The organism is Maribacter sp. X9, from assembly GCF_048537565.1.
GTDB lineage: Bacteria > Bacteroidota > Bacteroidia > Flavobacteriales > Flavobacteriaceae > Maribacter.
The window spans coordinates 1,607,272-1,632,840 of record NZ_CP183215.1 but is presented as its reverse complement, the minus strand read 5'-3'; the positions used below and the strand labels follow the sequence as shown (position 1 = coordinate 1,632,840).

At 39.2% G+C, this 25,569-nt stretch carries 18 protein-coding genes; 9 read left to right on the top strand and 9 right to left on the bottom strand.

What is annotated here, in order from left to right; translation table 11 throughout:
* Positions 1-108: 108 nt before the first annotated feature.
* Positions 109-6,162 carry an alpha-2-macroglobulin family protein gene (locus ACNR9Q_RS06810; protein ID WP_419213858.1) on the top strand — a complete coding sequence of 2,018 codons (6,054 nt, stop codon included), beginning with the start codon at positions 109-111 and terminating at the stop codon, positions 6,160-6,162.
* A 74-nt stretch (positions 6,163-6,236) separates the two neighbouring features.
* Here ACNR9Q_RS06810 and ACNR9Q_RS06805 read toward each other — a convergent pair whose 3' ends face one another.
* The 3 genes from ACNR9Q_RS06805 to ACNR9Q_RS06795 all read right to left on the bottom strand — a co-directional run bounded on the left by ACNR9Q_RS06805 (position 6,237) and on the right by ACNR9Q_RS06795 (position 8,989).
* Positions 6,237-6,755 (bottom strand): DUF4136 domain-containing protein, encoded by a 519-nt coding sequence (locus ACNR9Q_RS06805; protein WP_419213857.1) that lies wholly within the window; start codon positions 6,753-6,755, stop codon positions 6,237-6,239.
* 66 nt (positions 6,756-6,821) lie between these two features.
* Positions 6,822-7,823 (bottom strand): GTPase ObgE, encoded by a 1,002-nt coding sequence (obgE, locus tag ACNR9Q_RS06800; RefSeq protein WP_419213856.1) that lies wholly within the window; start codon positions 7,821-7,823, stop codon positions 6,822-6,824.
* 59 nt (positions 7,824-7,882) lie between these two features.
* Positions 7,883-8,989 (bottom strand): adenylate kinase, encoded by a 1,107-nt coding sequence (locus tag ACNR9Q_RS06795; RefSeq protein WP_419213855.1) that lies wholly within the window; start codon positions 8,987-8,989, stop codon positions 7,883-7,885.
* Between the two features lie 135 nt (positions 8,990-9,124).
* Here ACNR9Q_RS06795 and ACNR9Q_RS06790 point away from each other — a divergent pair, with 135 nt between their 5' ends.
* From ACNR9Q_RS06790 to ACNR9Q_RS06780, 3 genes are all read left to right on the top strand, one after another.
* Entirely contained in the window at positions 9,125-10,279 is a 1,155-nt protein-coding gene (locus ACNR9Q_RS06790; protein WP_419213854.1) for a 5-(carboxyamino)imidazole ribonucleotide synthase, read from the top strand.
* 5 nt (positions 10,280-10,284) lie between these two features.
* The gene (gene purE, locus ACNR9Q_RS06785) at positions 10,285-10,773 is read left to right on the top strand and encodes a 5-(carboxyamino)imidazole ribonucleotide mutase (protein WP_419213853.1); all 489 of its coding nucleotides are present in this window, start codon (positions 10,285-10,287) and stop codon (positions 10,771-10,773) included.
* Positions 10,774-10,886: 113 nt separating this feature from the next.
* Positions 10,887-12,905: a M3 family metallopeptidase gene (locus ACNR9Q_RS06780; RefSeq protein WP_419213852.1), complete on the top strand. Its 2,019-nt coding sequence runs from the start codon at positions 10,887-10,889 to the stop codon at positions 12,903-12,905.
* A gap of 126 nt (positions 12,906-13,031) precedes the next feature.
* Here the strand turns inward: ACNR9Q_RS06780 and ACNR9Q_RS06775 are convergent, their stop codons facing one another.
* Positions 13,032-13,382 (bottom strand): rhodanese-like domain-containing protein, encoded by a 351-nt coding sequence (locus ACNR9Q_RS06775; RefSeq protein WP_419213851.1) that lies wholly within the window; start codon positions 13,380-13,382, stop codon positions 13,032-13,034.
* A gap of 72 nt (positions 13,383-13,454) precedes the next feature.
* On the opposite strand from ACNR9Q_RS06775, the gene ACNR9Q_RS06770 reads away from it, so the two are divergent.
* Positions 13,455-14,009, top strand: a complete 555-nt coding sequence (locus ACNR9Q_RS06770) for a sigma-70 family RNA polymerase sigma factor (protein WP_419213850.1) — start codon at positions 13,455-13,457, stop codon at positions 14,007-14,009.
* 229 nt (positions 14,010-14,238) lie between these two features.
* Here the strand turns inward: ACNR9Q_RS06770 and ACNR9Q_RS06765 are convergent, their stop codons facing one another.
* Positions 14,239-15,129, bottom strand: a complete 891-nt coding sequence (locus ACNR9Q_RS06765; protein ID WP_419213849.1) for a hypothetical protein — start codon at positions 15,127-15,129, stop codon at positions 14,239-14,241.
* Between the two features lie 63 nt (positions 15,130-15,192).
* Here ACNR9Q_RS06765 and gcvP point away from each other — a divergent pair, with 63 nt between their 5' ends.
* From gcvP to ACNR9Q_RS06745, 4 genes are all read left to right on the top strand, one after another.
* Complete coding sequence (gene gcvP / locus ACNR9Q_RS06760; protein WP_419213848.1) at positions 15,193-18,045, top strand: aminomethyl-transferring glycine dehydrogenase; 2,853 nt, start codon at positions 15,193-15,195, stop codon at positions 18,043-18,045.
* Between the two features lie 162 nt (positions 18,046-18,207).
* Entirely contained in the window at positions 18,208-19,266 is a 1,059-nt protein-coding gene (locus ACNR9Q_RS06755) for a 3-oxoacyl-ACP synthase III family protein (protein WP_419213847.1), read from the top strand.
* A gap of 1 nt (position 19,267) precedes the next feature.
* Positions 19,268-19,789 (top strand): methyltransferase, encoded by a 522-nt coding sequence (locus tag ACNR9Q_RS06750; RefSeq protein ID WP_419213846.1) that lies wholly within the window; start codon positions 19,268-19,270, stop codon positions 19,787-19,789.
* 15 nt (positions 19,790-19,804) lie between these two features.
* Positions 19,805-20,662, top strand: a complete 858-nt coding sequence (locus ACNR9Q_RS06745) for a glycosyltransferase family 2 protein (RefSeq protein ID WP_419213845.1) — start codon at positions 19,805-19,807, stop codon at positions 20,660-20,662.
* A gap of 51 nt (positions 20,663-20,713) precedes the next feature.
* Here the strand turns inward: ACNR9Q_RS06745 and ACNR9Q_RS06740 are convergent, their stop codons facing one another.
* The 4 genes from ACNR9Q_RS06740 to ACNR9Q_RS06725 all read right to left on the bottom strand — a co-directional run bounded on the left by ACNR9Q_RS06740 (position 20,714) and on the right by ACNR9Q_RS06725 (position 25,568).
* Complete coding sequence (locus tag ACNR9Q_RS06740; RefSeq protein WP_419213844.1) at positions 20,714-21,223, bottom strand: OmpH family outer membrane protein; 510 nt, start codon at positions 21,221-21,223, stop codon at positions 20,714-20,716.
* 55 nt (positions 21,224-21,278) lie between these two features.
* On the bottom strand, positions 21,279-22,118 hold the full coding sequence (locus ACNR9Q_RS06735) for an OmpH family outer membrane protein (protein WP_419213843.1): 840 nt from the start codon (positions 22,116-22,118) through the stop codon (positions 21,279-21,281).
* A gap of 101 nt (positions 22,119-22,219) precedes the next feature.
* A complete protein-coding gene (gene bamA, locus ACNR9Q_RS06730; RefSeq protein ID WP_419214251.1) occupies positions 22,220-24,823 on the bottom strand; it encodes an outer membrane protein assembly factor BamA in 2,604 nt (867 codons plus the stop codon).
* 4 nt (positions 24,824-24,827) lie between these two features.
* Positions 24,828-25,568 (bottom strand): isoprenyl transferase, encoded by a 741-nt coding sequence (locus tag ACNR9Q_RS06725; protein WP_419213842.1) that lies wholly within the window; start codon positions 25,566-25,568, stop codon positions 24,828-24,830.
* Position 25,569: the final 1 nt, after the last annotated feature.

Below are 25,569 nucleotides of genomic sequence, written 5' to 3'. Positions count from 1 at the left end.
TTTAAATTTAGGATTAACATAAGTTGTCTAACCCAAAAACGTATTTCACTCATTTTTGATTGTCATCGCAGCAAACTTGGCACAGTTTTGTATTGTAATTTTACATCTATGAAGAACGTATATTTTATTCTAAGCATCATCTTGTTTGCTCAGTTTGGCAATGCACAAAATAATGATCCCTTCGAGTCTCTTTGGAAAAAGGTCCAAAAATTGGAGGAGCAGGCATTGACAAAGTCGGCACTCAACGAGGTCGAAAACATTTACGAAAAAGCCAAGGCCGATAAAAATGAAGGTCAACTTATAAAAGCCCTGCTTTATAAATCCAAGTTTTCCCTAATTTTAGAAGAAGATGCCCAATTAAGCATCGTAAATGATTTTAAAGAGGAAATAGAAAAAGCAGAAAGTCCCACTAAGAATATTCTTCACAGTTATTTAGCCAATCTCTACTGGCAATATTTTCAACAAAACCGCTACCGATTTTACAATAGAACAACTACAGAAGCTAAAGTAGATTCCGTTGATTTCAGAACATGGGACTTAACCACTATTTTCAAGGAAATAGACATTCACTTCAAAACTTCCCTGGAAAATAGCATAGAGTTACAAAAAACAAATATTTCCCAATTCAATGTTATCCTGAACGAACAGGAAAATTCAAATGCATACAGACCGACCTTATTTGACCTTTTAGCACACAATGCGCTCGATTTCTATACTACTAGCGAAAATAGTATCAATAAGCCAGCCTATAACTTTGAAATTGCTAGCCCAGAACTCTTATGTGAAGCCTACAGTTTCAGTTTCATCAATATGGCCGATGCCAATGAATTATCATTACAAGCAAAATCGCTTGAACTATATAGCCGGTTAATCGCTTTCCACTTTGGAAATCCCGATATGAAACCCTTGGTACTGGCTGATATTGAGCGACTGAATTTCATTCATGAACATGCTACTTTCAACGGCAAGGATGATCTCTATCTTGAGGTGCTCAAAAATTCAGAGGAAAGCATAAAAAATAGTCCGATTTCCGCCCTATACACGTATGAAATCGCCCATCATTACCAGAAGCAGGGACTTCGTTATAACCCAAAGACAGATACGGAGCATCAATGGAAATTAAAAGAAGCGATCGCTCTATGTGATAGGGTTATCGCAACCTTTCCCAAGAGTTTAGGTGCCGATAAATGCCGGGCCCTAAAATCACAAATAGAAGCCCCAAGCTTACAAATAACTTCAGAAAAACACATCCCCAACAATACCATTGCTCGTTTGTTGGTATCCTATAAAAATTATTCGAATCTAAATTTGACCGCATATAAAATAACCCAAGAAGAACTCGCTGAACTTGACAAATTATATCCTGAAGAAAAAAGACATGAATTTATTCAGCAGCTGGCCCTTGTTAAATCATGGTCTACATCGCTGAAAACAGAGTACGAATATCAAACCCACAGTACCGAAATTTCCATGCCTCCATTGGAAAATGGATATTACACCGTTCTAGCAAGCCCAATGCCGAAAGACAGTAACGCTTTTGCCTATGCAACGGTACAAGTGACCGACCTCGCACTAATTGAAACACAAACCGAAACACACACGCTCTTTCAAGTAATTGACCGTACCAACGGCCAAGCCGTACAGGACGCAGAAATAACATTTAGTTATCGCACCAATTATGATGGGCGCAAAAAGCATCAATCTTTTAATACGGATCAAAAAGGAGGTTTTAGCATAACAAAGAATAGAGATACGTGGAGCAACATTGATATCACTGTCAAAAAAGGACAAGACAAAGCCTATTTCAGCAATTATAATATCAATAGAAGTAACCCTCAAAATACAGACCAAATTAGATATTCTTGCTTCCTGTTTACAGACCGAAGCATTTATAGACCCGGACAAACCCTTTATTTCAAAGGTATCGCGGTACGACAGGAGGAAGGAAAATCAAGTATCCTTAAACAGACTTCGGTTGAAGTTAAGCTACAGGATGTGAATGGACAAGAAGTAACGACACAATCCTTTATGACCAATGAATTCGGTTCATTCTCAGGAGAATTCATACTTCCGGCAAACGGACTTACAGGTAATTTCTCATTGAAGGTAGATTCTGATGATATTAATTTATATGGTTATACAAGCTTTTCTGTAGAGGAGTATAAAAGACCTAAATTCGAAACCTCTTTTGAACCAGTTACCGAAACCTATCGGATCAATGACAGTATAAAACTAGTGGGTAAAGCTACGGCTTATGCCGGTAGTGCTATTTCAGATGCTAAAGTAACCTATCGGGTCAAAAGAGTGGTCTATTTTCCAAAATGGTACTATTGGTCGCGACCATATTTCAATGGTACACCACAAGAAATAGCCCATGGTGAAACCACAACGGATTCATCGGGAAACTACCAAATAGAGTTCAAAGCCATTCCAGATCCTAGCATTGATAAAAAAAATCTACCCACTTTTAATTATGAAGTAACAGCGGATGTGACCGACATCAACGGAGAAACTCGAAGCACCACCACCTTGATCAAGGTTGGCTATCACGCTTTAAACGTAGACCTTATTATTTCAGAAACCTTGAACAAAAATAGCGATAGTACTAAATTCAGTATTGCCAGCAGCAATCTAAATGGTGAATTCGTACCTGCCGATGGCGATGTGAAGCTGTACAAATTAAAAGCACCTGAAAATGTATTGCGTCCGAGACCTTGGCCCGCACCAGATTATCCCGGGTTCACAAAAGATAACTTTAAAAAAATCTATCCCCATGATGCCTTTACGAATGAGGATGATCCCATTAACTGGAAAAAAGGAAACCTCGTTTGGGAGTCCAGTTTTGATACGGAAAAATCTAAAGTATTAGATTTAGGAAACATCAAAAAATGGGAAACAGGATACTATAAAATGGAATTAGAAGCGAAGGATAAATTTGGACAAACGGTCAAGGACGTTGCCCTAATTAACCTGACCAGCAACGATGACAAAAAACCGACGGACAACCAGTTACTTCAAATTAAAACTGATAAAACCCAATATGCAGCAGGAGAAGAAGCCAAAATAACCTTTCTCTCAGGCGCGAAGAATATTACCATTAGCGTAACCGTCGAAAAGAACCATGAGGTAGTAGATTCTGTTTTAGTGACTTTAAACGGCAATTCAAAGACCATAAAATTACCCGTAACAGCAAATGATTTAGGTGGGTTCTCCGTTCATTATAGTTATGCCTTCGCTAACCATTTTGAATCTAACAGTTATAGTATTAAAGTGCCCTATCCTAGCAGCGACTTACAAATAGAAACAGTATCGTTCAGGGATAAAATAGCTCCTGGAACAGAGGAAACTTGGTCCTTTACGGTAAAAGGCCCAAAAGGGGACAAAGTTTCGGCAGAACTATTGGCCAGTATGTACGATGCTTCCCTGGATCAATTTAAAGGACATACTTGGGATTTCAATCCGTTAAATAGGTCCTCCTATTATTCATATTTAATCCCGAATGCCTACAACAGTTTTTCCATCAATAGTTTTAATACCTATCAGAACTATGGCGGTACTAACTACACCCCATTACATTTCGATTCACTGAATTGGTTTGGTCTTCATTTTGGTTACGGAGGATTGTTTTATGACCAAAGAACTAGAAAAATGTCGATGTCCTTATCACCCGCTAATGCTGGAATGATGGAAAATGAAGCTGTAATGGAAGAGGTAGTTACTACGAGTAGTAATGATTTAGCACGCGAAGATTCGGACAAAGACTCTTCATCGGAAGCGGAAGTCCAACAAGAAAAAGCCGATTTTGATTCAGTGGTAATTCGTAAAAACCTGCAAGAAACAGCCTTTTTCTTTCCGAAACTTTTAACGGACAAAGAAGGTAATGTCTCCTTCAGTTTTACTACTCCCGAAGCATTAACGCGTTGGAATTTGCAACTATTGGCCCATACCAAGGAGCTGGAAAGCACTATCAAAAACCTTAGCACAGTAACGCAAAAAGAACTAATGGTGCTACCCAATGCACCACGATTTTTAAGGGAAGGCGATACTATTGTAATCAGCAGTAAAATTTCAAACTTGACCGATAAAGTATTAAAAGGTTCTGCTAAATTGGAATTGACCGATGGTCTTACAGGAAAAGATATTTCACAACAGCTAATAATTCCTTTTAACACTGAACAGGCGAGCGAAAGTTCATTTCAAGTAGACTCGTTAGGAAACATCCAAGTAGCATGGCGATTAGCGATACCTGAAGAACTTCAATCCGTTCAATATAAAATTGTAGCGAAAGCCGGTGATTATAGTGACGGGGAACAAAATATGTTACCGGTTTTAACCAACCGTATTTTAGTCACCGAAACCTTGCCATTATGGGTTAGAAGTAACCAGACCAAGAATTTCGCTTTAGAGAAACTTCGCGATAATACCTCCACCACGCTCACCAATCATAAATTGACATTGGAAATCACATCAAATCCTGCTTGGTACGCGGTACAGGCACTCCCGTATTTAATGGAATACCCATACGAATGTAGCGAACAAACTTTTGCCAAATATTATGCGAACACCTTAGCTAGCCACATTGCGAATAGTAATCCGAGAATCAGGAAAGTATTCGAACAATGGGCAAATTCAGATGCTTTATTGAGTAATCTTGAAAAGAATGAGGAACTAAAATCCCTGTTGATACAAGAAACCCCATGGTTACGCGACGCACAATCTGAAACCGAACAGAAAAAACGTATTGGCTTATTGTTCAATCTCAACAAGATAAAGAATGAACAAAGGGCGGCCATTTCTAAATTAAAGCAAAATCAAAAATCGAGCGGGGCTTGGCCTTGGTTCAATGGCGGACCCGACAACCGATACATTACCCAGCATATCATTACCGGATTAGGTCATTTGAACCATTTAAACATAACTACGGCAATAGACGGCGGCCAATCTGATATGGTTGAAAAGGCGCTTTCTTACTTGGAAATTGAATTCATAAAAGAGTATGAACAAATGAAAAAGCATACCTCCAATATGAACGAGGATCATTTAAGTGTAACTCAGATTGAGTACTTATATATGACCAGTTTCTTTAATGAATTTACAGCCTCTAAAAAAGCTAAGGAAATTACCGACTATTATAAAGGTCAGGCCCAAAAGTATTGGATGAACAAAGGCCTGCTCTCCCAAGGGATGTTAGCATTGGCCCTTCATCGAATGGATGATACCAACACCGCTAATAAAATACTTAGATCACTGGACGAGAATAGTATTACCTCCGATGAATTGGGCATGTACTGGAAGAAAAATACGAGCTCATGGAATTGGTATCAAGCCCCAATTGAAACCCAAGCACTATTGATAGAAGTTTTTTCAGAAATCCGCCCAACGGATACAAAAACTATCGACAACCTTAAAATTTGGTTATTAAAAAACAAGCAAACCAACCAATGGAGTACAACAAAAGCAACTACGGCCGCTATTTATGCTTTATTGCTCCAAGGCAATGACTGGTTATCCATTACTGAAAACGTTGACGTTTTGGTGGAAGGTAAAAAAATACAACCTGCTACCTTAGAAAATGTGAAAACCGAAGCGGGCACAGGATACTTTAAAACCTCTTGGAACGGAACCGAAATAGAACCGAAAATGGCCAATGTACAGTTTAGCAAAAAAGGCGAAGGTATCGCCTGGGGAGCTTTATATTGGCAGTATTTTGAGGATTTGGATAAGATTACGAGTGCAGAAACGCCCCTGAAATTGAAGAAAAAACTATTCTTAAAAAAGAATACGGCTACAGGGGAAATCATTTCGGAAATCACAGAGAAGACCTCTCTACACGTCGGAGACCTTGTTCGTATTCGAATCGAATTAAAATCGGACCGTGATATGGAATTCATACATATGAAAGACATGCGGGCCGCAGGTTTTGAACCCGTTAATGTCTTATCCCAATACAAATGGCAAGACGGTTTGGGCTACTATGAAAGCACTAAGGATGCGAGCACCAATTTCTTTTTTGACTTTTTACCTAAAGGTGTGTATATTTTTGAATATGATGTACGAGTTAACAACGCTGGTGAATTCAGCAATGGCATCACCTCCATCCAAAGTATGTACGCACCCGAATTCAGTAGTCATAGTGAAGGAGTACGGGTTACTGTAGAATAATTACCTATTCTGAAAAACCTATAGTAAAAGAACTTCGTTAAAATAACCTATGATATATGCGACCATAGGTTATTTTATTTTGGAGGATATTTACTGAATATTTTGGCAACAAGCGCCTGTAACTTTTCTTGTTTTTCAATGGGAGTATCCCCTTCCCGAAACGGACTTTTACTTACAGCTTGCCAAATCAACATATCCTTATTGGCATCTACAAAATCTATTTGTAGTTCTCGGGAGAGTTTTGGCCCACCAACCGGAATTCCAATGGATACGCCACCCCCGAGGTTTCCACCGCCTCCACCCAAGCCCACACCAACATTATTGCCGGGCTGGGATTGGAAAACCGAACTTCTAATATTGATGAAAATATCCGGTTCTTCGGCGAACATAAAACCCTTCTCGCCCAAGGTTGCATCCATGGCATCCATTAATCTTTTTTCGTCCAACTCACTGAGACCCGTTTCCATATCGTCAAAATAATTATAGGTGGTATACGATTTAAAATCGGTCTGGTTATCATAGTCGTAACCGACTTTGGTGGCACTACAAGAAGTAAAAAGGAGCACTATTATACCAATAATAGATGTTTTCATAATATTTTCTTTCTTTAAAATTAAAGAAAATTAAGGCTACTTATCTATTTTCACTAAGGTATTCGACTAATCGTTAAGCATGGCCCAAAGTTTGTCTTTCAGTTCTACGATACCCATTTGCGCCACAGATGAAATGAACATAAAAGGGGTTTCGTTGAATTCTTCATTCAATTCATCCCGCATTTCTTTCATCAGTTCTTCATCTAACATATCGCTTTTTGAGATGCAGATCAAGCGTTCCTTATCTAACAATTCTGGATTGTAACGCCTTAGTTCATCCAACAAAATCTCATATTCTTTACTAATATCCTTACTATCCGCAGGAATCAAGAAAAGTAAGGTAGCGTTTCGTTCTATATGTCTTAAAAAATAATGCCCCAGACCTTTACCTTCTGCGGCACCCTCTATAATTCCAGGAATATCCGCCATGACAAAACTTTTGAAATCGCGATATTCCACAATGCCCAAATTGGGTTTTAATGTGGTGAACTCATAATCTGCAATTTTAGGTTTTGCAGAAGTAATTACAGAGAGTAAGGTTGATTTGCCGGCATTCGGGAACCCTACGAGACCGACATCGGCCAAAATCTTGAGCTCCAAAAGAAATTCGCCCTCCAATCCATCAACGCCTGGCTGGGCATATCTCGGGGTTTGATTGGTTGCGGTTCTAAAATGCCAATTACCGCGACCTCCCATACCACCTTCCAATAATATTTTCTCCTCGTCATGTTCCGTAATCTCGAAAAGAACTTTCTTGGTCTCAAAATCCTTTACCACTGTTCCTAAGGGCACATCTAAATATACATCCTCACCATCTGCCCCTGTGCTTCGGCTTTTACTACCATGCTCTCCATGGCCGGCCTTGAAATGTTTTTTAAACTTGAAATTGACCAAGGTCCATAGATTTTCGTTACCACGAATTATGATATGCCCACCACGGCCACCATCACCACCATCTGGACCACCTTTGGTAATAAATTTTTCACGGTGTAGATGCACAGACCCCTTGCCCCCTTTTCCGGAAGCCAAGCCAACTTTTACATAATCTACAAAATTACCTTCGGTCATTGTTGTTGTTTCAGTTCAAATTTTTTTAGTCCGTTTGCTGACTAAAAAATTTAATATTTTTATAAACCTTCGATTACCTTGGTAAGGCGTTCTGTTATTTCTGTTATAGAACCAATGCCGTTTACACTATGAAATTTCTGCTGTGCCTCATAGAATTCCTTGACCGGAGTGGTTTTTTGATTGTATTCGTCAAAACGGTTCCTAATTTTAGTAACGTCTTGGTCATCACTTCGACCACTTACTTTACCCCGTTCCAATAGACGTTCTATTAAAACTTCATCATTGGCTTCTAAAGCGATAGTTGCGTTTATCTTCATGTCTTTTGACTCCAAGAAATTATCCAACGCCTCTGCTTGGGCTGCCGTTCTTGGAAAACCATCGAAAATGAATCCATCCGCATCAGGGTTTTTCTCTACTTCTTCCTGAAGCATTTTTATTGTTACCTCATCGGGCACCAAATCTCCATTATCCATGTATGATTTGGCCAAAGTTCCTAGTTTCGTTCCATTTTTGATGTTGTACCTAAAAACATCCCCCGTAGAGATATGTTTAAGGTTGTACTTTTCTTTAAGGAACTCTGCTTGCGTTCCCTTTCCTGCTCCCGGCTTACCAAAGAGTACAAGATTGATCATATGTTTTTGGTTTAGTTGGTATACTTCTTTTAAATTTCTTCCCAATTCCTTATAGTCGAGTCCATATCCTACAATAAAAACATCAGGAATGGCCAACCCAAAATAGTCAATGGCATACTCACCGTTATAGACATCTGGTTTGTAAAAAAGACTGGCAATTTTAAATTCCTTTACATTGGTCTTCGAAAATAAGTGGACCAATTGCTGTAAGGTACGACCTGTATCGATGATATCCTCTAAAATAATGATACTACGCCCCTCTATATTCTCTGGTAGATCCAATAAGGTTTCGACAATGCCGGTAGAGGTCAAGCCCTGATAGGAGCTCAATTTCACGAAGGATACCTCACAAGGATGTTGATAGGCCTTTAAAAAATCGGAGACGAACATAAAAGCTCCGTTCAGAACACCAACAAAAATCGGAGTTTCTTCTTTATAGTCCGCAGCAATTTTATCCGCAACGGATTTAACGGCTTGTTGAATTTCCATTTCACTTAGGAAACGCTTAAAAAACTTGTCGTGAAGCTGTATCAATTTTCTTAAATTATCAAGGTTGGCAAAGATAAGGTATTGCCCTGTGTTTTTAAATAGAAAGGAATTGGTTTCTAAGATTTAACCGTATTTTTGTGGTACTTAAGGCGTTTTTAAACTCCTAAAAGCAATATTTATATGGATTACTTTTCTTCCGATTTCAAACTAGGCATACTAGGTGGTGGTCAACTGGGCAAAATGATGTTGTACGAAACCCGTAAATGGGATATTTATACCAAAATTTTGGACAGCTCACCCGAAGCTCCATGTCGTATTTCTAGTAACGAATTCGTACAAGGCAGCCTTTTGGATTTTGATACCGTTTATGACTTCGGCAAAGGTGTTGATGTGCTTACCATAGAAATAGAAAACGTAAACCTTGATGCTTTGGAAAAACTGGAGGCAGAAGGCGTTAAGGTATTTCCACAACCAAAAGCATTACGTATAATACAGAATAAGGCAAAACAAAAACTGTTTTATGTAGACCATGAAATACCCACTGCAGATTTTCAACGTTTTGCCTATTTGAGTGAAATTGAAGACAGTATAGCCAATGGTGGACTAAAACTACCTTTTGTTTGGAAGGTTGCCCAATTCGGTTATGACGGCCAAGGTGTAAAAGTCGTACGAAGTTTAGAAGATTTAAAAGGCTTGCCCAAAGGGGAATGTATTGCCGAAACCATGATTCCGTTTAAAAATGAATTAGCGGTCATCGTTGCTAGAAATGCTAACGGGAAAATAAAAACATATCCCGTAGTGGAAATGGAATTTCACCCAGAAGCCAACCAAGTGGAATACGTAATTTGTCCGGCTCGTATCGATGACAAGGTTGCAGAAAAAGCCAGATCTCTTGCTTTGAAGGTGGCGGAGAAAATCGGACTCACTGGTTTATTGGCCGTTGAAATGTTCCAGACCAATGAAGACGAAATCTTAGTCAACGAAGTTGCTCCAAGACCACACAATAGCGGTCATTATAGTATTGAAGCCAGTTACACCAACCAATTCGAGCAGCACATACGTAGTATTCTCGGACTTCCTTTGGGAAGTACCGATAGTAAAGTCGCCGCAGTTATGGTCAACCTAGTAGGTGCCGAAGGCTATAACGGAAATGTGGTCTACGAAAATATAGCCGATATCATGGCAATGGAAGGTGTTACCCCGCACATATATGGAAAGGCACAGACCCGACCTTTTCGCAAGATGGGCCACGTTACCATTGTAAACGATGACCCGACCAAAGCACGAAGCATTGCACAACAAGTGAAAGAAAGAATTAAAGTGATTTCAAAATAAAAAACATGAGCAAAGTAGCCGTAGTGATGGGAAGCACAAGTGATCTTCCCGTAATGCAGGAAGCCATAGATATTTTAAGAGGATTTGATATAGAAGTAGATGTGGATATCGTATCTGCCCATAGAACACCAGAAAAATTATTCGACTTTAGTAAAAATGCACATACCAATGGCTATTCTGTAATCATTGCAGGTGCCGGTGGTGCCGCCCATTTACCCGGCATGGTAGCATCAATGTCTCCGCTACCTGTAATCGGTGTTCCCGTAAAAAGTAGTAACTCCATTGACGGCTGGGATTCCATCCTATCCATTCTTCAAATGCCTGGTGGTGTACCTGTTGCAACGGTAGCACTCAATGGTGCTAAAAATGCGGGAATCCTCGCTGCCCAGATTATCGGCAGTTCCGATAAATGTGTACTAGATAAAATCATATTCTACAAAGAAGGCCTAAAACAAAAAGTAATCGACGGTGCAAAAGAAGTGAATGGGAAATAGTTTTCCTCTACGAGCCTTTAGACTTTGGCTTTTAGTAATCATCTTTTGTATGTTTTAACCGTTTTGTTTATTTACTATTTCACTAACTCACTAAAATACTTTTTTACTTAGCTATGAATCCATTATTATCCCCATTCGATACCGCACCATTTTCCAAAATAAAGAATGAACACTTCAAACCTGCTTTTCTACAAGCTATTGAAGATGCCAAGGCAGAAATAGATGCCATCACCTCGAATACCGATGCGCCAACTTTTAAAAATACTATCGAAGCATTAGAATTTTCGGGTCAGCAATTGGACCGTGTTTCCAGTGTTTTTTTTAATTTGAATTCCGCAGAAACAAATGAAGAAATTCAAAAAATAGCACAGGAAGTTTCCCCATTACTTTCAGAATTCAGTAATGACATTACCCTGAACGAGGAACTGTTCAAACGCATCAAATCGGTTTACGAGCAAAAAGATACACTCGACTTAACAGTGGAACAACAAACCTTGTTAGACAAAAAATACAAAAGTTTTAGTCGTAACGGAGCGAATCTATCTGTAGATAAAAAGAAACGACTTCGGGAAATAGATGCCAAATTAGCAAAATTAAAATTGACTTTCGGGGAAAATGTTCTAGCGGAAACCAATAAATACGAATTATACCTTACCGATGAATCTGACTTGGACGGACTTCCTGAAGGTGAAAAGGAAGCTGCGGCCCAAAGAGCTTCCGATAAAGGTAAAGAAGAAGGCTGGATGATTACTTTAGATTATCCTAGCTACATCCCCTTTATGAAATATGCGAAAAATAGGGAGCTTCGAAAAGAACTTTCCCTTGCTTTTGGAAGCAAAGCATTTCATAACGATAAGCTGGACAATCAAGAAAATGTGCTGGAAATTGCAAAATTACGTTTTGAACGGGCCAACCTTTTGGGCTATAAAACACATGCCGATTTTGTTCTGGAAGAACGTATGGCCGAAACTCCTGAAAAAGTTCACTCCTTTCTAAATGAACTTCTCGCTAAAGCGAAACCTGCCGCAAATCGGGAATATCAACAATTGGCAGATTTTGCCAAAAAATTGGACCATATAGACCGATTGGAAAAATGGGACGGTAGTTTTTATTCTGAAAAACTAAAACAAAAATTATTCGACCTAGACGATGAAAAGCTAAAGCCCTATTTTAAATTGGAAAACGTCATTAATGGCGTTTTCAAAGTAGCTGAGAAATTATTCGGGTTACAGTTCGAAGAGGTATTCGATATCGACAAATACCATGAACTAGTGAAGACCTTTAAAGTCTACGATACCGACAAAAATTTCATTTCCCTTTTTTATGCCGATTTCCACCCGCGCTCAGGAAAACGCGGTGGTGCCTGGATGACCTCCTTTAAATCGCAATGGAAAAAGGATGGAAAGAACGTTCGTCCACACATCAGTAACGTCTGTAATTTCACCCCTTCCACCAAAAGCAAACCTTCCTTATTAACATTTAACGAGGTAACTACATTATTCCATGAATTTGGTCATGGACTGCACGGTATGTTGGCCAATACGACATATCCCAGTCTATCTGGAACCTCTGTCTATTGGGATTTTGTTGAATTACCAAGTCAGGTGATGGAAAACTGGTGTTATGAAAAAGAAGCTTTAGAGCTTTTTGCCACCCACTATGAAACAGGTGAAGTGATTCCGATGGAACTTGTGCAGAAAATAAAGGAATCGTCCACTTTTCAAGAAGGTATGCAAACCCTGCGCCAATTGAGTTTCGGGCTCTTGGATATGGCTTGGCATGGCATTGACCCTAGCGAAGTTACTAATGTAAAGAAACATGAGGTTGAAGCTTTTGGGGATACCACCCTGTATCCAGAAACAGTGGAAACATGTATGAGCACTGCGTTTTCACATATTTTTCAAGGAGGATATTCATCTGGATATTATAGTTACAAATGGGCCGAAGTTTTGGATGCCGACGCCTTCGCTTACTTTAAAGAAAAAGGTATTTTCAACAAAGAAATTGCTGCTAAATTTAAGGACAACGTACTATCTAAAGGCGGAACGGAAAACCCAATGGTTCTCTACAAACGTTTCCGTGGGGCAGAACCAAAAGTCGAAGCTTTATTAGAAAGGGCTGGGTTACTTTAAGACGTTATACCAATTCAGTGAAGGCATTTTCTCGATTGTTTCAGGAATTGAGAAAATGCTTCTTTTTTAGCCAAGACGGGATAGAATCGATTCTTACAAAGCCCCGTAAAAAAGATTTGAAAAAGGTTATTTCTTTGAATAGGCATCAAATCCCCCCTCAAGATTGACCACGTTCAAAAAGCCCAATTCTTTTAGGCGAGCTTGAGACTTTAAACTCCTACCCCCTTTTTTGCAATACACATAAATAGTTTTGTCCTTTTCAAGCTTTTCAACTTGCTTATTAAAATCCGATGAAAACCAATCTATATTGAGGGCTCCATCAATATGACCGCCATTGAACTCATCAGGCGTTCGCACATCTATAAGAACTTCTTTTGAAGGATCATAGCTAACGAATTCCGTAATCGGTTTAGATTCCATTTGACACAAAGCAATCTGTGAAATGCAACTAAGAATAAAAAAAACTAGATTTTTCATGGTTCATGTGATTGTTTTCAAAAGTAATCATATTCCCTAAAATTAATTTACTTTTGAAACGTAGAATACAAAATGGAAACACACGAACTTCATCCAGATAAATGGGTAGATCTTTACGCAGATTACCTATTCAACTACGCCGTAACCAGGGTAAATGATACCGAGATCGCCAAAGACTTGGTGCAAGACACGTTTATTGCAGGCCTAAAATCTGCAAAAAACTTCAAAGGCGATGCCGCTGAGCGAACTTGGTTGATAGCCATTTTAAAGCGAAAGGTCATAGACCATTACCGTAAAATAAATTCAAAGAAAGGCAAGGCTGAAGTGCGGATGACCTATAGCTCCCAAACCGACGCAGAAGGAGATTGGCTAGAAGAACGTATAGCCGACCCTCACAGTAACTTTGAGAACGACGCCATGGAGAATGAAGAATTGGGGCTAGCGATTCAAAAATGCATCTCAAAACTACCGAAAAAGCAGGCACAGGTATTTATCATGAAAACAATAGAAGGCATGGAAACGGAAGATATTTGTAATGCCTTGGGAATTAATGCGTCTAACCTTTGGGTAATGATACATAGGGCCAGGACCGGTCTAATGGGTTGTTTAAATCAAAATTGGTTTTAATTATGATGATTTCTTGTGAAAAAGCCGCATGCATTTGCAACAAAGCCCAATATAAGGAGGCGAGTACTTGGGATATCTTAAAATTAAAATTCCACCTTTTCATTTGCAAAGCCTGTTCAAAGCACAGTGAAAAAAACCAGAAACTAACATCTCTTTGTCAAAAAGCGAAATTGGTAGCGCTTTCTGAAACCGAAAAAAGGAAAATGAAAGAGTCACTAAGCACCAAAAACTAAAAACAACTTATACCCACTACCAATACCAGCCACCAAAAAATAGGAATCGCCTCTACCCAAAATGAGGAGAAATACCTCGGCTGATCTCCTTTTGTCCTGATTATCACGATAAGCAAAACTATAAATAGTATCGTTTTAGTGATTACGTTGACCCTACTCAACTCTGCCTTTAAAAAGGTGCTGCCATAAAAAAGAAGTGTCCAACTTACCCCGATCAACTTCGCGCCCCTAATCCCAATTCGTTGGGGTAATGTTTTTAATTCAGGGTTATCGTATTTCAGGTCTCGAATCTCAAAGGGTACCAAAAGTATCAAAACGAGCAAAAATCGCTGAAAGGTTTCCACCTTAACATCCCAAGAAATAACCTCAGACTGGGAAAGAACAGGTAAAATAACCGTAGTTCCCGCCCATACAGTGGCTACGATAAGTATTTTAAGTCCGCTTAAACTCCTAAAATTTTTGTGCCGTGGAAGAACGGGAAGCGCATAAAGTCCGGTAATACCCGCTAAAAATAAAAGTCCGACAAACACCCGTTCTGATAAAAAAAAGACGTGATAAAAAGCTACTATCAAACATCCGATACTAAAAAATTGAATGTTTTTATGGTATCTATTCGCAACCAAAATATACTTCTCGGCCTCCACCCCATATTTCACAAAATTATAACAGCTAATCGACCCAAAAAAAATAAAAAAATAGAGGGCAGAAGGTACCGTAATGTCCAAGGTAAGTGCGGTTATATGAACCAAGCTGAATATGGCCAATGCCACATGAATACTAGCATCCAAATAAAAATCAAAAATTCGTTTGAACAAGGCCATTGAACAAAAATAGGTAAAGTGTTTATAACCTTTTGTTTTGGTTAAAAACTTTAAATGTATCGGCATCGTTCTTCACTTATTTACCCATATAAAAATGGTAATTTTGCACCTCATATAACAATAGCAACTATGAAGACTGACGTGTTTGCACTGCGCCATATCGGCATAAGGGAAGAAGATTTAGAACATATGCTCAACACGGTAGATGTTGAAAATTTAGAACAGCTGATTTTTGAGACAATACCAGAAGACATCCGACTGAAAGAGCCGTTAAAATTGGATTCCCCAATGAGCGAGCATCGATTTCTGGCGCACATAGAAGCCTTATCCAAAAAGAACAAAGTTTTTCGCACCTATATTGGGTTGGGTTATCACGAAAGCCTTACGCCATCGGTCATTAAACGTAATATTCTTGAAAACCCAGGGTGGTATACGGCCTATACCCCTTATCAAGCGGAGATTGCCCAAGGACGGTTGGAAGCCTTATTGAACTTTCAGACGGTTATCGCCGATCTAACGGGCATGGAATTGGCCAACGCATCCCTTCTGGATGAAAGTACCGCCGCGGCAGAAGCAATGACCATGTTATTCGATGTTCGCAGTCGGGACCAAAAGAAAAACGAGGTTCGTAAATTCTTTGTTTCGGAGGAAGTATTGCCACAGACAATTTCGTTATTGAGCACACGTTCCGTTCCGTTAGGAATAGAATTAGTGATCGGAAATCATGAGAATTTTGAATTTGGAAACGATTTCTACGGAGTTTTGTTACAATATCCCGGTAAACACGGACAAGTAAACGACTATGCGGGTTTTGTAGCAAAAGCAAAAGAAAATGAGATAAAAGTCGCTGTTGCAGCCGATATCTTAAGTTTAGTGCTATTAACCCCTCCTGGCGAAATTGGGGTAGATGTAGTCGTTGGAACTACGCAACGTTTCGGAATTCCACTAGGCTATGGTGGACCACATGCAGCATTTTTCGCCGCTAAAGAAGAATATAAGAGAAGTATCCCTGGCCGTATAATCGGGGTAACAAAAGACACGGATGGTAAACCGGCCTTACGAATGGCCCTACAGACCCGTGAACAACATATAAAAAGAGACAAGGCAACGTCCAACATTTGTACCGCACAGGTACTTTTGGCCGTAATGGCAGGTATGTATGCCGTGTATCACGGCCCTAAAGGTTTGGAATATATCGCAAAGAAGGTTCATGCAACTGCGGTTACTCTGGCCGATGCCTTAGAGAAATTAGGGTTATACCAAACAAATAGTGCATTTTTCGATACGATTACCGTAAAGACAGATGCTCAAAAAGTAAGACCTATAGCCGAAAAACATGAGGTGAATTTTCTTTATGTAGATACCGCTACTATTTCGGTTGCGGTCAACGAGGCAACGTCATTAAAAGACTTGAATCAAATTATAGGTATTTTTTCCGAAGCCCTTGGGAAACCAGCTACAGAGGTTGATAACTTACTTAATTCAACATCGGTTCCTGAAAATATTCAGCGTCGCAGTCCGTTCATGCAAAATAAGGTCTTCAATTCCTATCATTCCGAAACAGAATTGATGCGTTATATTAAAAAATTGGAGCGTAAAGATTTAGCGTTGAACCATAGTATGATTTCATTAGGAAGCTGTACTATGAAATTAAATGCCGCTACAGAAATGTTATCGTTGAGCATGACGCATTGGGGCAACATCCACCCTTTCGTTCCCGTGGAACAAGCGGAAGGTTACCAAACGGTATTAAAAGAACTAGAAAAGGACCTATCGGTGATTACAGGATTTGCAGACACCTCCCTTCAACCAAATTCAGGAGCTCAAGGAGAATATGCCGGATTGATGGTAATTAGGGCCTATCATGAATCGAGAGGCGATTCGCATAGAAATATCTGTTTGATACCGGCATCTGCACATGGTACCAACCCAGCGTCAGCCGTGATGGCCGGCATGAAGGTAATCGTCACTAAAACGGACGAAAAAGGAAATATCGACGTAGCCGATCTCGAAGAAAAGGCTACGCTTTACGCAGACCAACTAGCTGCCTTGATGGTCACCTATCCTTCCACTCATGGCGTATTTGAATCATCCATTAAACAGATTACCAAACTGATCCATGATAATGGTGGACAAGTTTATATGGACGGTGCCAATATGAACGCACAGGTTGGTTTAACCAATCCTGCTACGATCGGGGCAGATGTTTGCCACTTAAACCTGCATAAAACATTTGCCATACCTCATGGAGGAGGAGGCCCGGGTGTTGGCCCCATATGCGTTGCACCACAGTTAGTGCCATTCCTACCTACCAATCCCGTAATTAAAACCGGGGGTGAAAATGCAATTACAGCGATATCGGCAGCGCCTTGGGGAAGTTCCTTAGTTTGCCTGATTTCATACGGATATATAAAAATGCTTGGAGAATATGGCTTGACCCAATCAACCAAAATCGCCATTTTAAATGCCAATTACATCAAACATAGACTTAGTGGTAAATTTGATGTGCTTTACACAGGGGAAAAAGGGAGAGCGGCTCATGAAATGATCATTGATTGTAGGCCATTCAAACAAAATGGAATTGAAGTAACGGATATTGCAAAGCGTCTGATGGACTATGGCTTTCATGCGCCCACAGTTTCCTTCCCCGTAGCCGGAACGTTAATGATAGAACCAACGGAAAGCGAAAGTTTGGCTGAACTGGACAAGTTTTGTGAGGCTATGATTTCAATTAGGACAGAAATTGATGAATCGTCGTCGAATGAACCCGACAATGTACTTAAGAACGCCCCTCATACTTTGGAAATGATTACATCAGATAATTGGCAATTTTCATATTCAAGACAAAAGGCTTCCTTTCCTTTACCCTATGTTAAGGAAAATAAATTTTGGCCGGCTGTTCGAAGGGTAGACGATGCTTATGGAGACCGTAATTTAATATGCACATGTGCTCCTATTGAAGCTTACATGGAAACGGAATAATCAATATCTACAGCACATATCAAAGCCTTTTCGTGAAATCGGAAAGGCTTTTTCAATCTATATATAAGTCTAAAAGAAAAAATGAACATCGTAAATTTTACTATGCATGCATAAAAAAGCCATCGATATTCGCTACATTGAAACGATTAACGAATCTGCACTATGAACATTTCCATAACGGGAACCGGAAGCTATATTCCATCAATGACCGTAAAAAACGAAGATTTTTTAAACCATGATTTTCTCAATCTAAACGGAAGCTCCTTTGAACATGAAAATGAAGTAATCATACAGAAATTCAAGGCCATAACCGGAATTGAAGAAAGACGTTATGCAACGAATGAGCACACCACTTCTAATTTAGGTTTTTTTGCAGCTGAAAAAGCCATTGCGAATGCGGGTATCGATAAGGAAACCTTAGACTATATTATTGTAGCCCATAATTTTGGGGACTTAACCCATGGTCAAAACCAAGGCGATACGCTACCTAGCTTGGCCACGCGGGTGAAACACCAATTGCAAATAAAAAATCCGAAATGTGTAGCCTATGACCTTCTTTTTGGATGCCCAGGTTGGTTAGAAGGCATGATCCAGGCTACCGCTTTCATAAAAAGTGGCATTGCCAAGAAATGCTTGGTAATCGGTGCGGAAACATTATCAAGGGTCGTAGATGATTTTGATAGGGATTCTATGATCTATTCAGATGGCGCAGGGGCGGCCATATTAGAAGCTACTGAAAATGGTGGCGAAGTATTGGCACATGAGTCGGCCACCTATGCTTTAGAAGAAGCCAAGTACCTATTTTTTGGCAAGACCTATGATCTCACTGCCACCAATACCACCAACTACATTAAAATGGCTGGTCGTAAAATATATGAGTTTGCGGTAACCAATGTTCCTAGCGCTATGGCCGAATGTTTAGATAGCAGTGGAGCATCCATTGGCGATATCAAAAAAATATTCATCCATCAGGCGAATGAAAAAATGGATGAAGCCATTGTAAAACGTTTCTACAGAATTTATAACGAAGAAATGCCCGAAAACATTATGCCGATGAGCATTTCTAAGCTAGGCAATAGTTCTGTGGCAACCATTCCTACACTCTACGACTTAGTAAGGCATGGAAAAATAGAAAATCAGCAAGTTGAAAACGGAGATGTTATTATCTTTGCCAGTGTTGGCGCCGGTATGAACGTCAATGCAATGGTTTACAGAATCTAACATGTACGAAAACACATTTCCGAACAAACGCTTTCAACATACATTAGCCTTTTTACAAAAACATATTGCCCCAAGCGAATCGATTTTAGATTTGGGTGTTGAAAATCCGTTTTCAAAAATAATGCAACAAAACGGATATAAGGTTGAAAACACTAAAGGGGAAGATTTAGATTTAGATTTTTCATCCGTCTTAGAATCCGATGCAGAGGTCGTTACCGCATTTGAAATTTTTGAACATCTATTAGCTCCGTTACATATTTTATCCAGCACTAAAGCCAATAAATTAGTAGCCAGTATTCCCTTAAAATTGTGGTTCTCGCCCGCATACCGTAGTAAGACCGATAAGTGGGATAGACACTATCACGAATTTGAGGATTGGCAGTTTGATTGGCTCTTAGAAAAAGCTGGATGGGAGATACAGGATAGTCAAAAATGGACCAATCCTGTAAAGAAATTAGGAATAAGACCACTCCTTAGAGCATTTACCCCAAGATATTATATCGTTTACGCTACAAGAAAATAACAGAATACAATCCATATGGATTACCATATAGTCATCCCTGCCCATAATGAAGAAGCCTTCCTAGAACGTACTTTAAATTCCATCTTGAAGCAAACGTTACTTCCAAAAAAAGTAATTATTGTTAATGACAATTCCACTGATCACACAGAAGAGATCATAGATAGGTTTATAGCTAAAAGTGATGTTTTTGAAAAACTGAATGCCACTTCCTCCTCAGAACATATGCCGGGTAGTAAAGTAATCAACGCATTTCAAAAAGGTTTTAAGTTAGTAGAAGATGATCCGTACGACTTTATAGTTAAGCTAGATGCCGACCTAATTTTACCTAATCACTATTTTGAAATCATTGCGAATCACTTTAAGAATGATAGCAGAATAGGTGTTGCTGGAGGTTTCATTTATGAAAAGAATGAAACAGGGAATTGGGAATTAAACCATCCTATGGATACCGACCATGTTAGAGGTGCCTTTAAAGCCTATTCCAAACCTTGTTTTACAGCAATCGGTGGACTTAAAAATGCAATGGGATGGGATACCATAGACGAACTTTTAGCGCAATATCATGGCTTTACCATACATACCGACCCTGAGCTTAAGGTAAAGCATTTACGGCCCACTGGTAAGGCCTATAATAAAAAAGCAAAGAAATTACAAGGAAAAGCGATGTACACCATGCGTTATAACATCATGATTACATGCATTGCTTCTATCAAAATGGCTCTAAAGCAAAAATCCATTACATCTTTATGGAACAACGTAATCGGTTATTTTGAAGCCAGTCTAAAGAGTACTCCTTATGTGGTGACGAAAGAAGAAGGGAAATTTATCAGGCATCTCCGTTGGCGAAACATAAAACGAAAACTATCGAAATAAGAAAAGCCACCCTATAAAGGATGGCTTTCTATTTATTGTATCGCTTTGTAATTAGAAACCTAATTGCTTTTTAACATCGGCCAAAAGATCTTTACCGTTCGCAACGATCAAACCACCTCCCGCTTGTGCATCGATTACATAATCAAAGCCTTGCGCGGCGGCCACCTTTTCAATAGCAGCTTTTGCCTTTTCCGAAATTGGGGCAAATAACTCTTGTTGTTTCTTTTGGAATTCTTGTTGTGCAGCTTGTTGTGCTTCACCAATATTCTTTTCGTATCCTTGAAGCTCTACAGCTCTTTTTTCATTCTCCTCTTTGGATTTGGATGCCGCCTCATTTTGATACTGGGTATACTTATTACGTAGTTCAGTCATTGAAGCTTGGATATCGGCATTATAGGTCTCCTGTAATTTTTTAAGTTCAGCCTCAGCAGCTTTCATTTCGGGCATTGCTGACAATAATTGGGTAACATCGATATGCGCCACCTTACTTTGGGCATTTACATAACTTGTCGTCGCAACGAACAACATTAAGACTATAACTATTTGTTTTACTTGTTTCATGAGTTAAAATTTAAATCTAATTTTTGAGTGTTAATTTTTATGGTGTCAAACCTATTTAAATAGTACCGTTATCATCTTTTTTGGTATCGCTATTTCTTTCCTTTAATTTCTCTTGTCTCTTCGCCTCGCGCTCTTCCAACAACTTCTTTCTTCGCTCTTCATAAGCCTTCTTTCTTTCCTCCCTGAGCTTTAACTGCTCTGCCCTGGTCTCAGCTACAGTTTTCTCCCTCGCCTCGGCGGCCTCTGAAGCCTTATTTATACGCTCTTGTAACGCTTCACTAATTACCTCTTCTTCAGGATCATCTTCACCTTCAAACGCATCTAACCTACTACGATTATCAGCATTTTTAGAAGGGGCACTAATCTTTCTTGTCCTCCCGATACCCCTTAATACTAAATCACTGATATCGTGTCTTTTTTCGGAGTACAACATTACAACATCCGCAGATTTATCAAAAATAAAATCGTACTTTTTATTTGCCCCTATTTTTTGCACTTCGTTAAAAACCTGATCCTGTATAGGCTGTATTAAACGCCGTTTTTGCAAAACTAAATCACCCTGCGGACCAAAACGATCTTGTTGATATTCTATCATTTCCTTTTCCAAAATCTGGATTTCCTCTTCCCGCTCCGCAATTAATTCTGGGGTCAAGAGTACTTTCTCTGCCATTAAATCTTTCTTCATTTGCTCCACCACACTTTGTCTTTGTTCTACTTCAACCTTCCATCGTTGTACCTTTGCCTCCAACTGCTCAGTCGCATCGCGGTATTCTTCAACATTTTCCAATATATATTCCATATCTACATAGGCCATCCTAACCCCCCTTTGGGCAAAACTTCCTATGGCCGTGAACAGCACTGTTGCAAATAAAAGAATTTTTGTTTTTGTACTCATGGTTGATATCGTTTAATCCAATAGAAAATATCGTGCCAAAATTACTAAATCTTTTAAAATGAATCGATTAGTATAATGCACAGTTTAAAATTCAACTAAAATTAAAACTGTTGACCAATAACGAAATGGGTTTGCCATCCGCTGGGTCCTTGCCCGGCAGACTGAGGTCTAAGATCTTCATCAAATCCATAACCGAAATCTATACCTAACAAACCAAAGGCAGGCATGAAAATACGCAGACCCACACCAGCCGAACGTTTTAATTCAAACGGATTAAACTGCTGAAAATTGTTGAAGGCATTACCTCCTTCTAAAAATGCAAGTCCGTAGATAGAGGCAGAAGGTTTTAAGGTTAATGGATATCGAAGTTCCAAAGAAAATTTATTGTATATCAAGGCACCATCTGGTTGAGATGCTCCTGACGAATAGGGTGTAACCGATTGGTCATTGTAACCACGTAACTGTACAATATCCCTACCATCTAAGGTGTAGTTCGCCATACCACTACCCCCGACATAAAAACGTTCGAATGGCACATTACCTACAGCACTGTTATAACTCCCAAGAAAACCAAACTCCGCATTACTGCGCAACACCAATTTATCCACTAAAGTGGTATACCAGTCCCCTTTAAATTTTATTTTATAATACTCCAATAATTTAAACCGTTGCTGATCTATATTTTGCTGTTCAATATTTTCAGAGCTCGTTAATCCGGTAGTATTCTTCTTGTTTTCTAATTCCTCGGACCTATTTTTTAATCCCCTGAAATCTTTATTACTGAACAATGACCAAGGTGGCGTAAACTTTCCGGTTAGTTCAAAAGTAGACCCGGACATTGGGAAAATTCGACTTGGCCCTTGTGAACTCCTGGATATACCAAACGTGTAGGCCACCGAATTTGCCTTACCATTTCCAAAATTGAACAGTCCTATGTTATAATTTCTAAAATCATATAATTGATAGCTAAGTGAATGGGATATGGTAAAGAAATCATCTGGCCACTGTACACGTTTGGCCAAACCAACGGTAACACCTGTAATGGAAAACTGCCGATCCTTATCTACATTAACTCCATTCCTGCCACCATAGGAGGCCGCAAACTGTTGGGTTCTAGACAGACTCATATTGAACCGCACCGGCTTTTTACCTCCCAACCATGGTTCAGAAAAATTTAAACTGTACACCCTAAAAGTTCTACTAGCTTGCATGCGCAAAGCGAACGTCTGACCATCTCCCATGGGAACAGGCTTATATGCTTCTCCTTTAAACAAGTTTTGAATCGAGAAGTTACTAAAAGAAAGTCCCAATGTTCCTATAAAGCCACCACCACCATAACCGCCTTGTAATTCTATCTGGCTAGAACCAGACTCAACCAAACTCCAAGCTAAATCGACCGTACCTTCATTTGGATTCGCGTTCAAAACGTCTGGTTTAATCTGTTCTGCGTCAAAAAATCCTAATTGGCCCAACTCACGTATACTTCTAATAATATCAGACTTATTATACTTTTGACCCGGCCTTGTGCGCAACTCACGGTAAATAACATGATCGTTCGTCTTGTCATTACCAGAAACCGTAACATGGTTCAAGAAGGTTTCTTTACCCTCTATAATCCTGATCTCAAAATCAATAGTATCATTGGCCGCAGAAATCTCTACAGGATTAATAGTTGAGAATAGATACCCATTGTTCTGGTACAAACTAGTAACGTCTTGTGGATCTGGTTTAGAGTTATCGGCTATTCGCTCTCGCAATAGCACTCCATTATAAGTGTCCCCCTTTTTAATACCCAGCACTTGGCTCAATTGACGATCGGTATACACTGTGTTACCCACAAAATCAATAGTACCGAAGTAATATTTATCGCCTTCTTCTACTTTTATTTTAAGGTCTATATTATTCTCATCCACTTTAATGACAGAATCTGAAATCACCCGTGCATCACGATAGCCATTTTCGGCAAACTTATCTATCAACAACCCTAAATCTTCTTCGTAATCTTTTTGTATGAATTTAGATTTTTTCCAAAATCTTCCAAATCTTTTCTCTTTTGTTTTCTTTAAAGCTTTTCTTAGCTTTTTGTCCGATAGTTGCTCATTTCCTTCAAAAACAATATCACGTATTTTAACCTTATCGCCTTTTTTCACATTCACCACCATACTTTGGGTGTTGGTATCGGACGTATCTTTTACAGTTACAATATTGACTTTCGCATTAAGGTAGCCTTGTTTCTTATATTTGTTGGTTATGTAATTCTTGGAATTTGAGATTAGACTTTCTGTGATCTTTTTACCTTTTTTCAAATCGGTATCCTTGATCAAATCATCGATTTTTCCTTTCTTCACACCATAAAAGGTAACATTGGTCAAGGTTGGGCGTTCAATAATATTTAGCTCCAAGAAAACTGTATTTCCCTCGATATTGGTAATATAAAATTCTATACCACTAAAAAGTTCCAAGCCCCACAGCTTTTTGATGACTTCACTGATTTGTTCGCCAGGCAGGGTTATAGGCTGACCAACGCGCAAGCCAGTATACGTTTTAACCGTTTGCTCATTATAACTTTGAAGACCAGTTACATCCAATCCTCCAAGAATATAACTTTTACCATCCTCATAAGTAGTTTCTTGTGCGGTGGCAATACAGGTGCAAAAAAATAAAAGGGTAGTTAAAATGTGGTTCAAGGATATGAACCTGGCCATATCTTTAAGTGAGTTGTTCGCTTGTTTTTCCAAATCTTCGTTCTCTGTTCTGGTAATTTTTAATAGCCCCAATCAAATGATGCTCTCTGAAATCGGGCCAGTACACATCTATAAAATATAACTCTGCGTATGCTATCTGCCATAATAAAAAATTGCTAATCCGATGTTCTCCACTAGTACGGATAAGCAAGTCTACGTCTGGTAAATTATGCGTGTAAAGATGGTTATTTATAATTGTTTCGTCAATATTTTCAATTGAAATTATATTATTTTTAACTTTGGCACTAATCGCTTTGATGGCAGATTGCAACTCTTCACGAGCGCCATAGCTCAAAGCCAAGGTAAGGGTCATCCCCGTATTCTGCTTTGTCTGGTCCATTACTTCGATCAATTCTTTGTACGCTTTAGAAGGCAATGCGGTAATGTTACCAATCGTATTTAAACGGATGTTGTTTTTATTAAAAGTCTTAAGTTCTTTACGCAAAGAAGAAACCAATAATCGCATTAATGTCTGCACCTCCACTTTTGGGCGGTTCCAATTTTCGGTCGAAAAAGTATATAAGGTAAGGAAATCGATACCCAATTGCGCACATTGCTCCACTACGATCCTAACGGTCTTCACCCCATGCTCATGACCAAAAACCCTATGCTTGCCACGTTCTTTGGCCCACCTACCATTACCGTCCATGATGATGGCCAGATGTTTGGGGACATTAAGTTTATCAATATCTTCTAAATTGTCCATT

Coding starts and splice junctions, on each gene's coding strand:
- ACNR9Q_RS06810 (WP_419213858.1), top strand. CDS start 109: ATGAAGAACGTATATTTTATTCTAAGCATCATCTTGTTTGCTCAGTTT.
- ACNR9Q_RS06805 (WP_419213857.1), bottom strand. CDS start 6,755: ATGAAAACATCTATTATTGGTATAATAGTGCTCCTTTTTACTTCTTGT.
- obgE (WP_419213856.1), bottom strand. CDS start 7,823: ATGACCGAAGGTAATTTTGTAGATTATGTAAAAGTTGGCTTGGCTTCC.
- ACNR9Q_RS06790 (WP_419213854.1), top strand. CDS start 9,125: ATGGATTACTTTTCTTCCGATTTCAAACTAGGCATACTAGGTGGTGGT.
- purE (WP_419213853.1), top strand. CDS start 10,285: ATGAGCAAAGTAGCCGTAGTGATGGGAAGCACAAGTGATCTTCCCGTA.
- ACNR9Q_RS06780 (WP_419213852.1), top strand. CDS start 10,887: ATGAATCCATTATTATCCCCATTCGATACCGCACCATTTTCCAAAATA.
- ACNR9Q_RS06775 (WP_419213851.1), bottom strand. CDS start 13,382: ATGAAAAATCTAGTTTTTTTTATTCTTAGTTGCATTTCACAGATTGCT.
- ACNR9Q_RS06770 (WP_419213850.1), top strand. CDS start 13,455: ATGGAAACACACGAACTTCATCCAGATAAATGGGTAGATCTTTACGCA.
- ACNR9Q_RS06765 (WP_419213849.1), bottom strand. CDS start 15,129: ATGCCGATACATTTAAAGTTTTTAACCAAAACAAAAGGTTATAAACAC.
- gcvP (WP_419213848.1), top strand. CDS start 15,193: ATGAAGACTGACGTGTTTGCACTGCGCCATATCGGCATAAGGGAAGAA.
- ACNR9Q_RS06755 (WP_419213847.1), top strand. CDS start 18,208: ATGAACATTTCCATAACGGGAACCGGAAGCTATATTCCATCAATGACC.
- ACNR9Q_RS06750 (WP_419213846.1), top strand. CDS start 19,268: ATGTACGAAAACACATTTCCGAACAAACGCTTTCAACATACATTAGCC.
- ACNR9Q_RS06745 (WP_419213845.1), top strand. CDS start 19,805: ATGGATTACCATATAGTCATCCCTGCCCATAATGAAGAAGCCTTCCTA.
- ACNR9Q_RS06740 (WP_419213844.1), bottom strand. CDS start 21,223: ATGAAACAAGTAAAACAAATAGTTATAGTCTTAATGTTGTTCGTTGCG.
- ACNR9Q_RS06735 (WP_419213843.1), bottom strand. CDS start 22,118: ATGAGTACAAAAACAAAAATTCTTTTATTTGCAACAGTGCTGTTCACG.
- bamA (WP_419214251.1), bottom strand. CDS start 24,823: ATGGCCAGGTTCATATCCTTGAACCACATTTTAACTACCCTTTTATTT.
- ACNR9Q_RS06725 (WP_419213842.1), bottom strand. CDS start 25,568: ATGGACAATTTAGAAGATATTGATAAACTTAATGTCCCCAAACATCTG.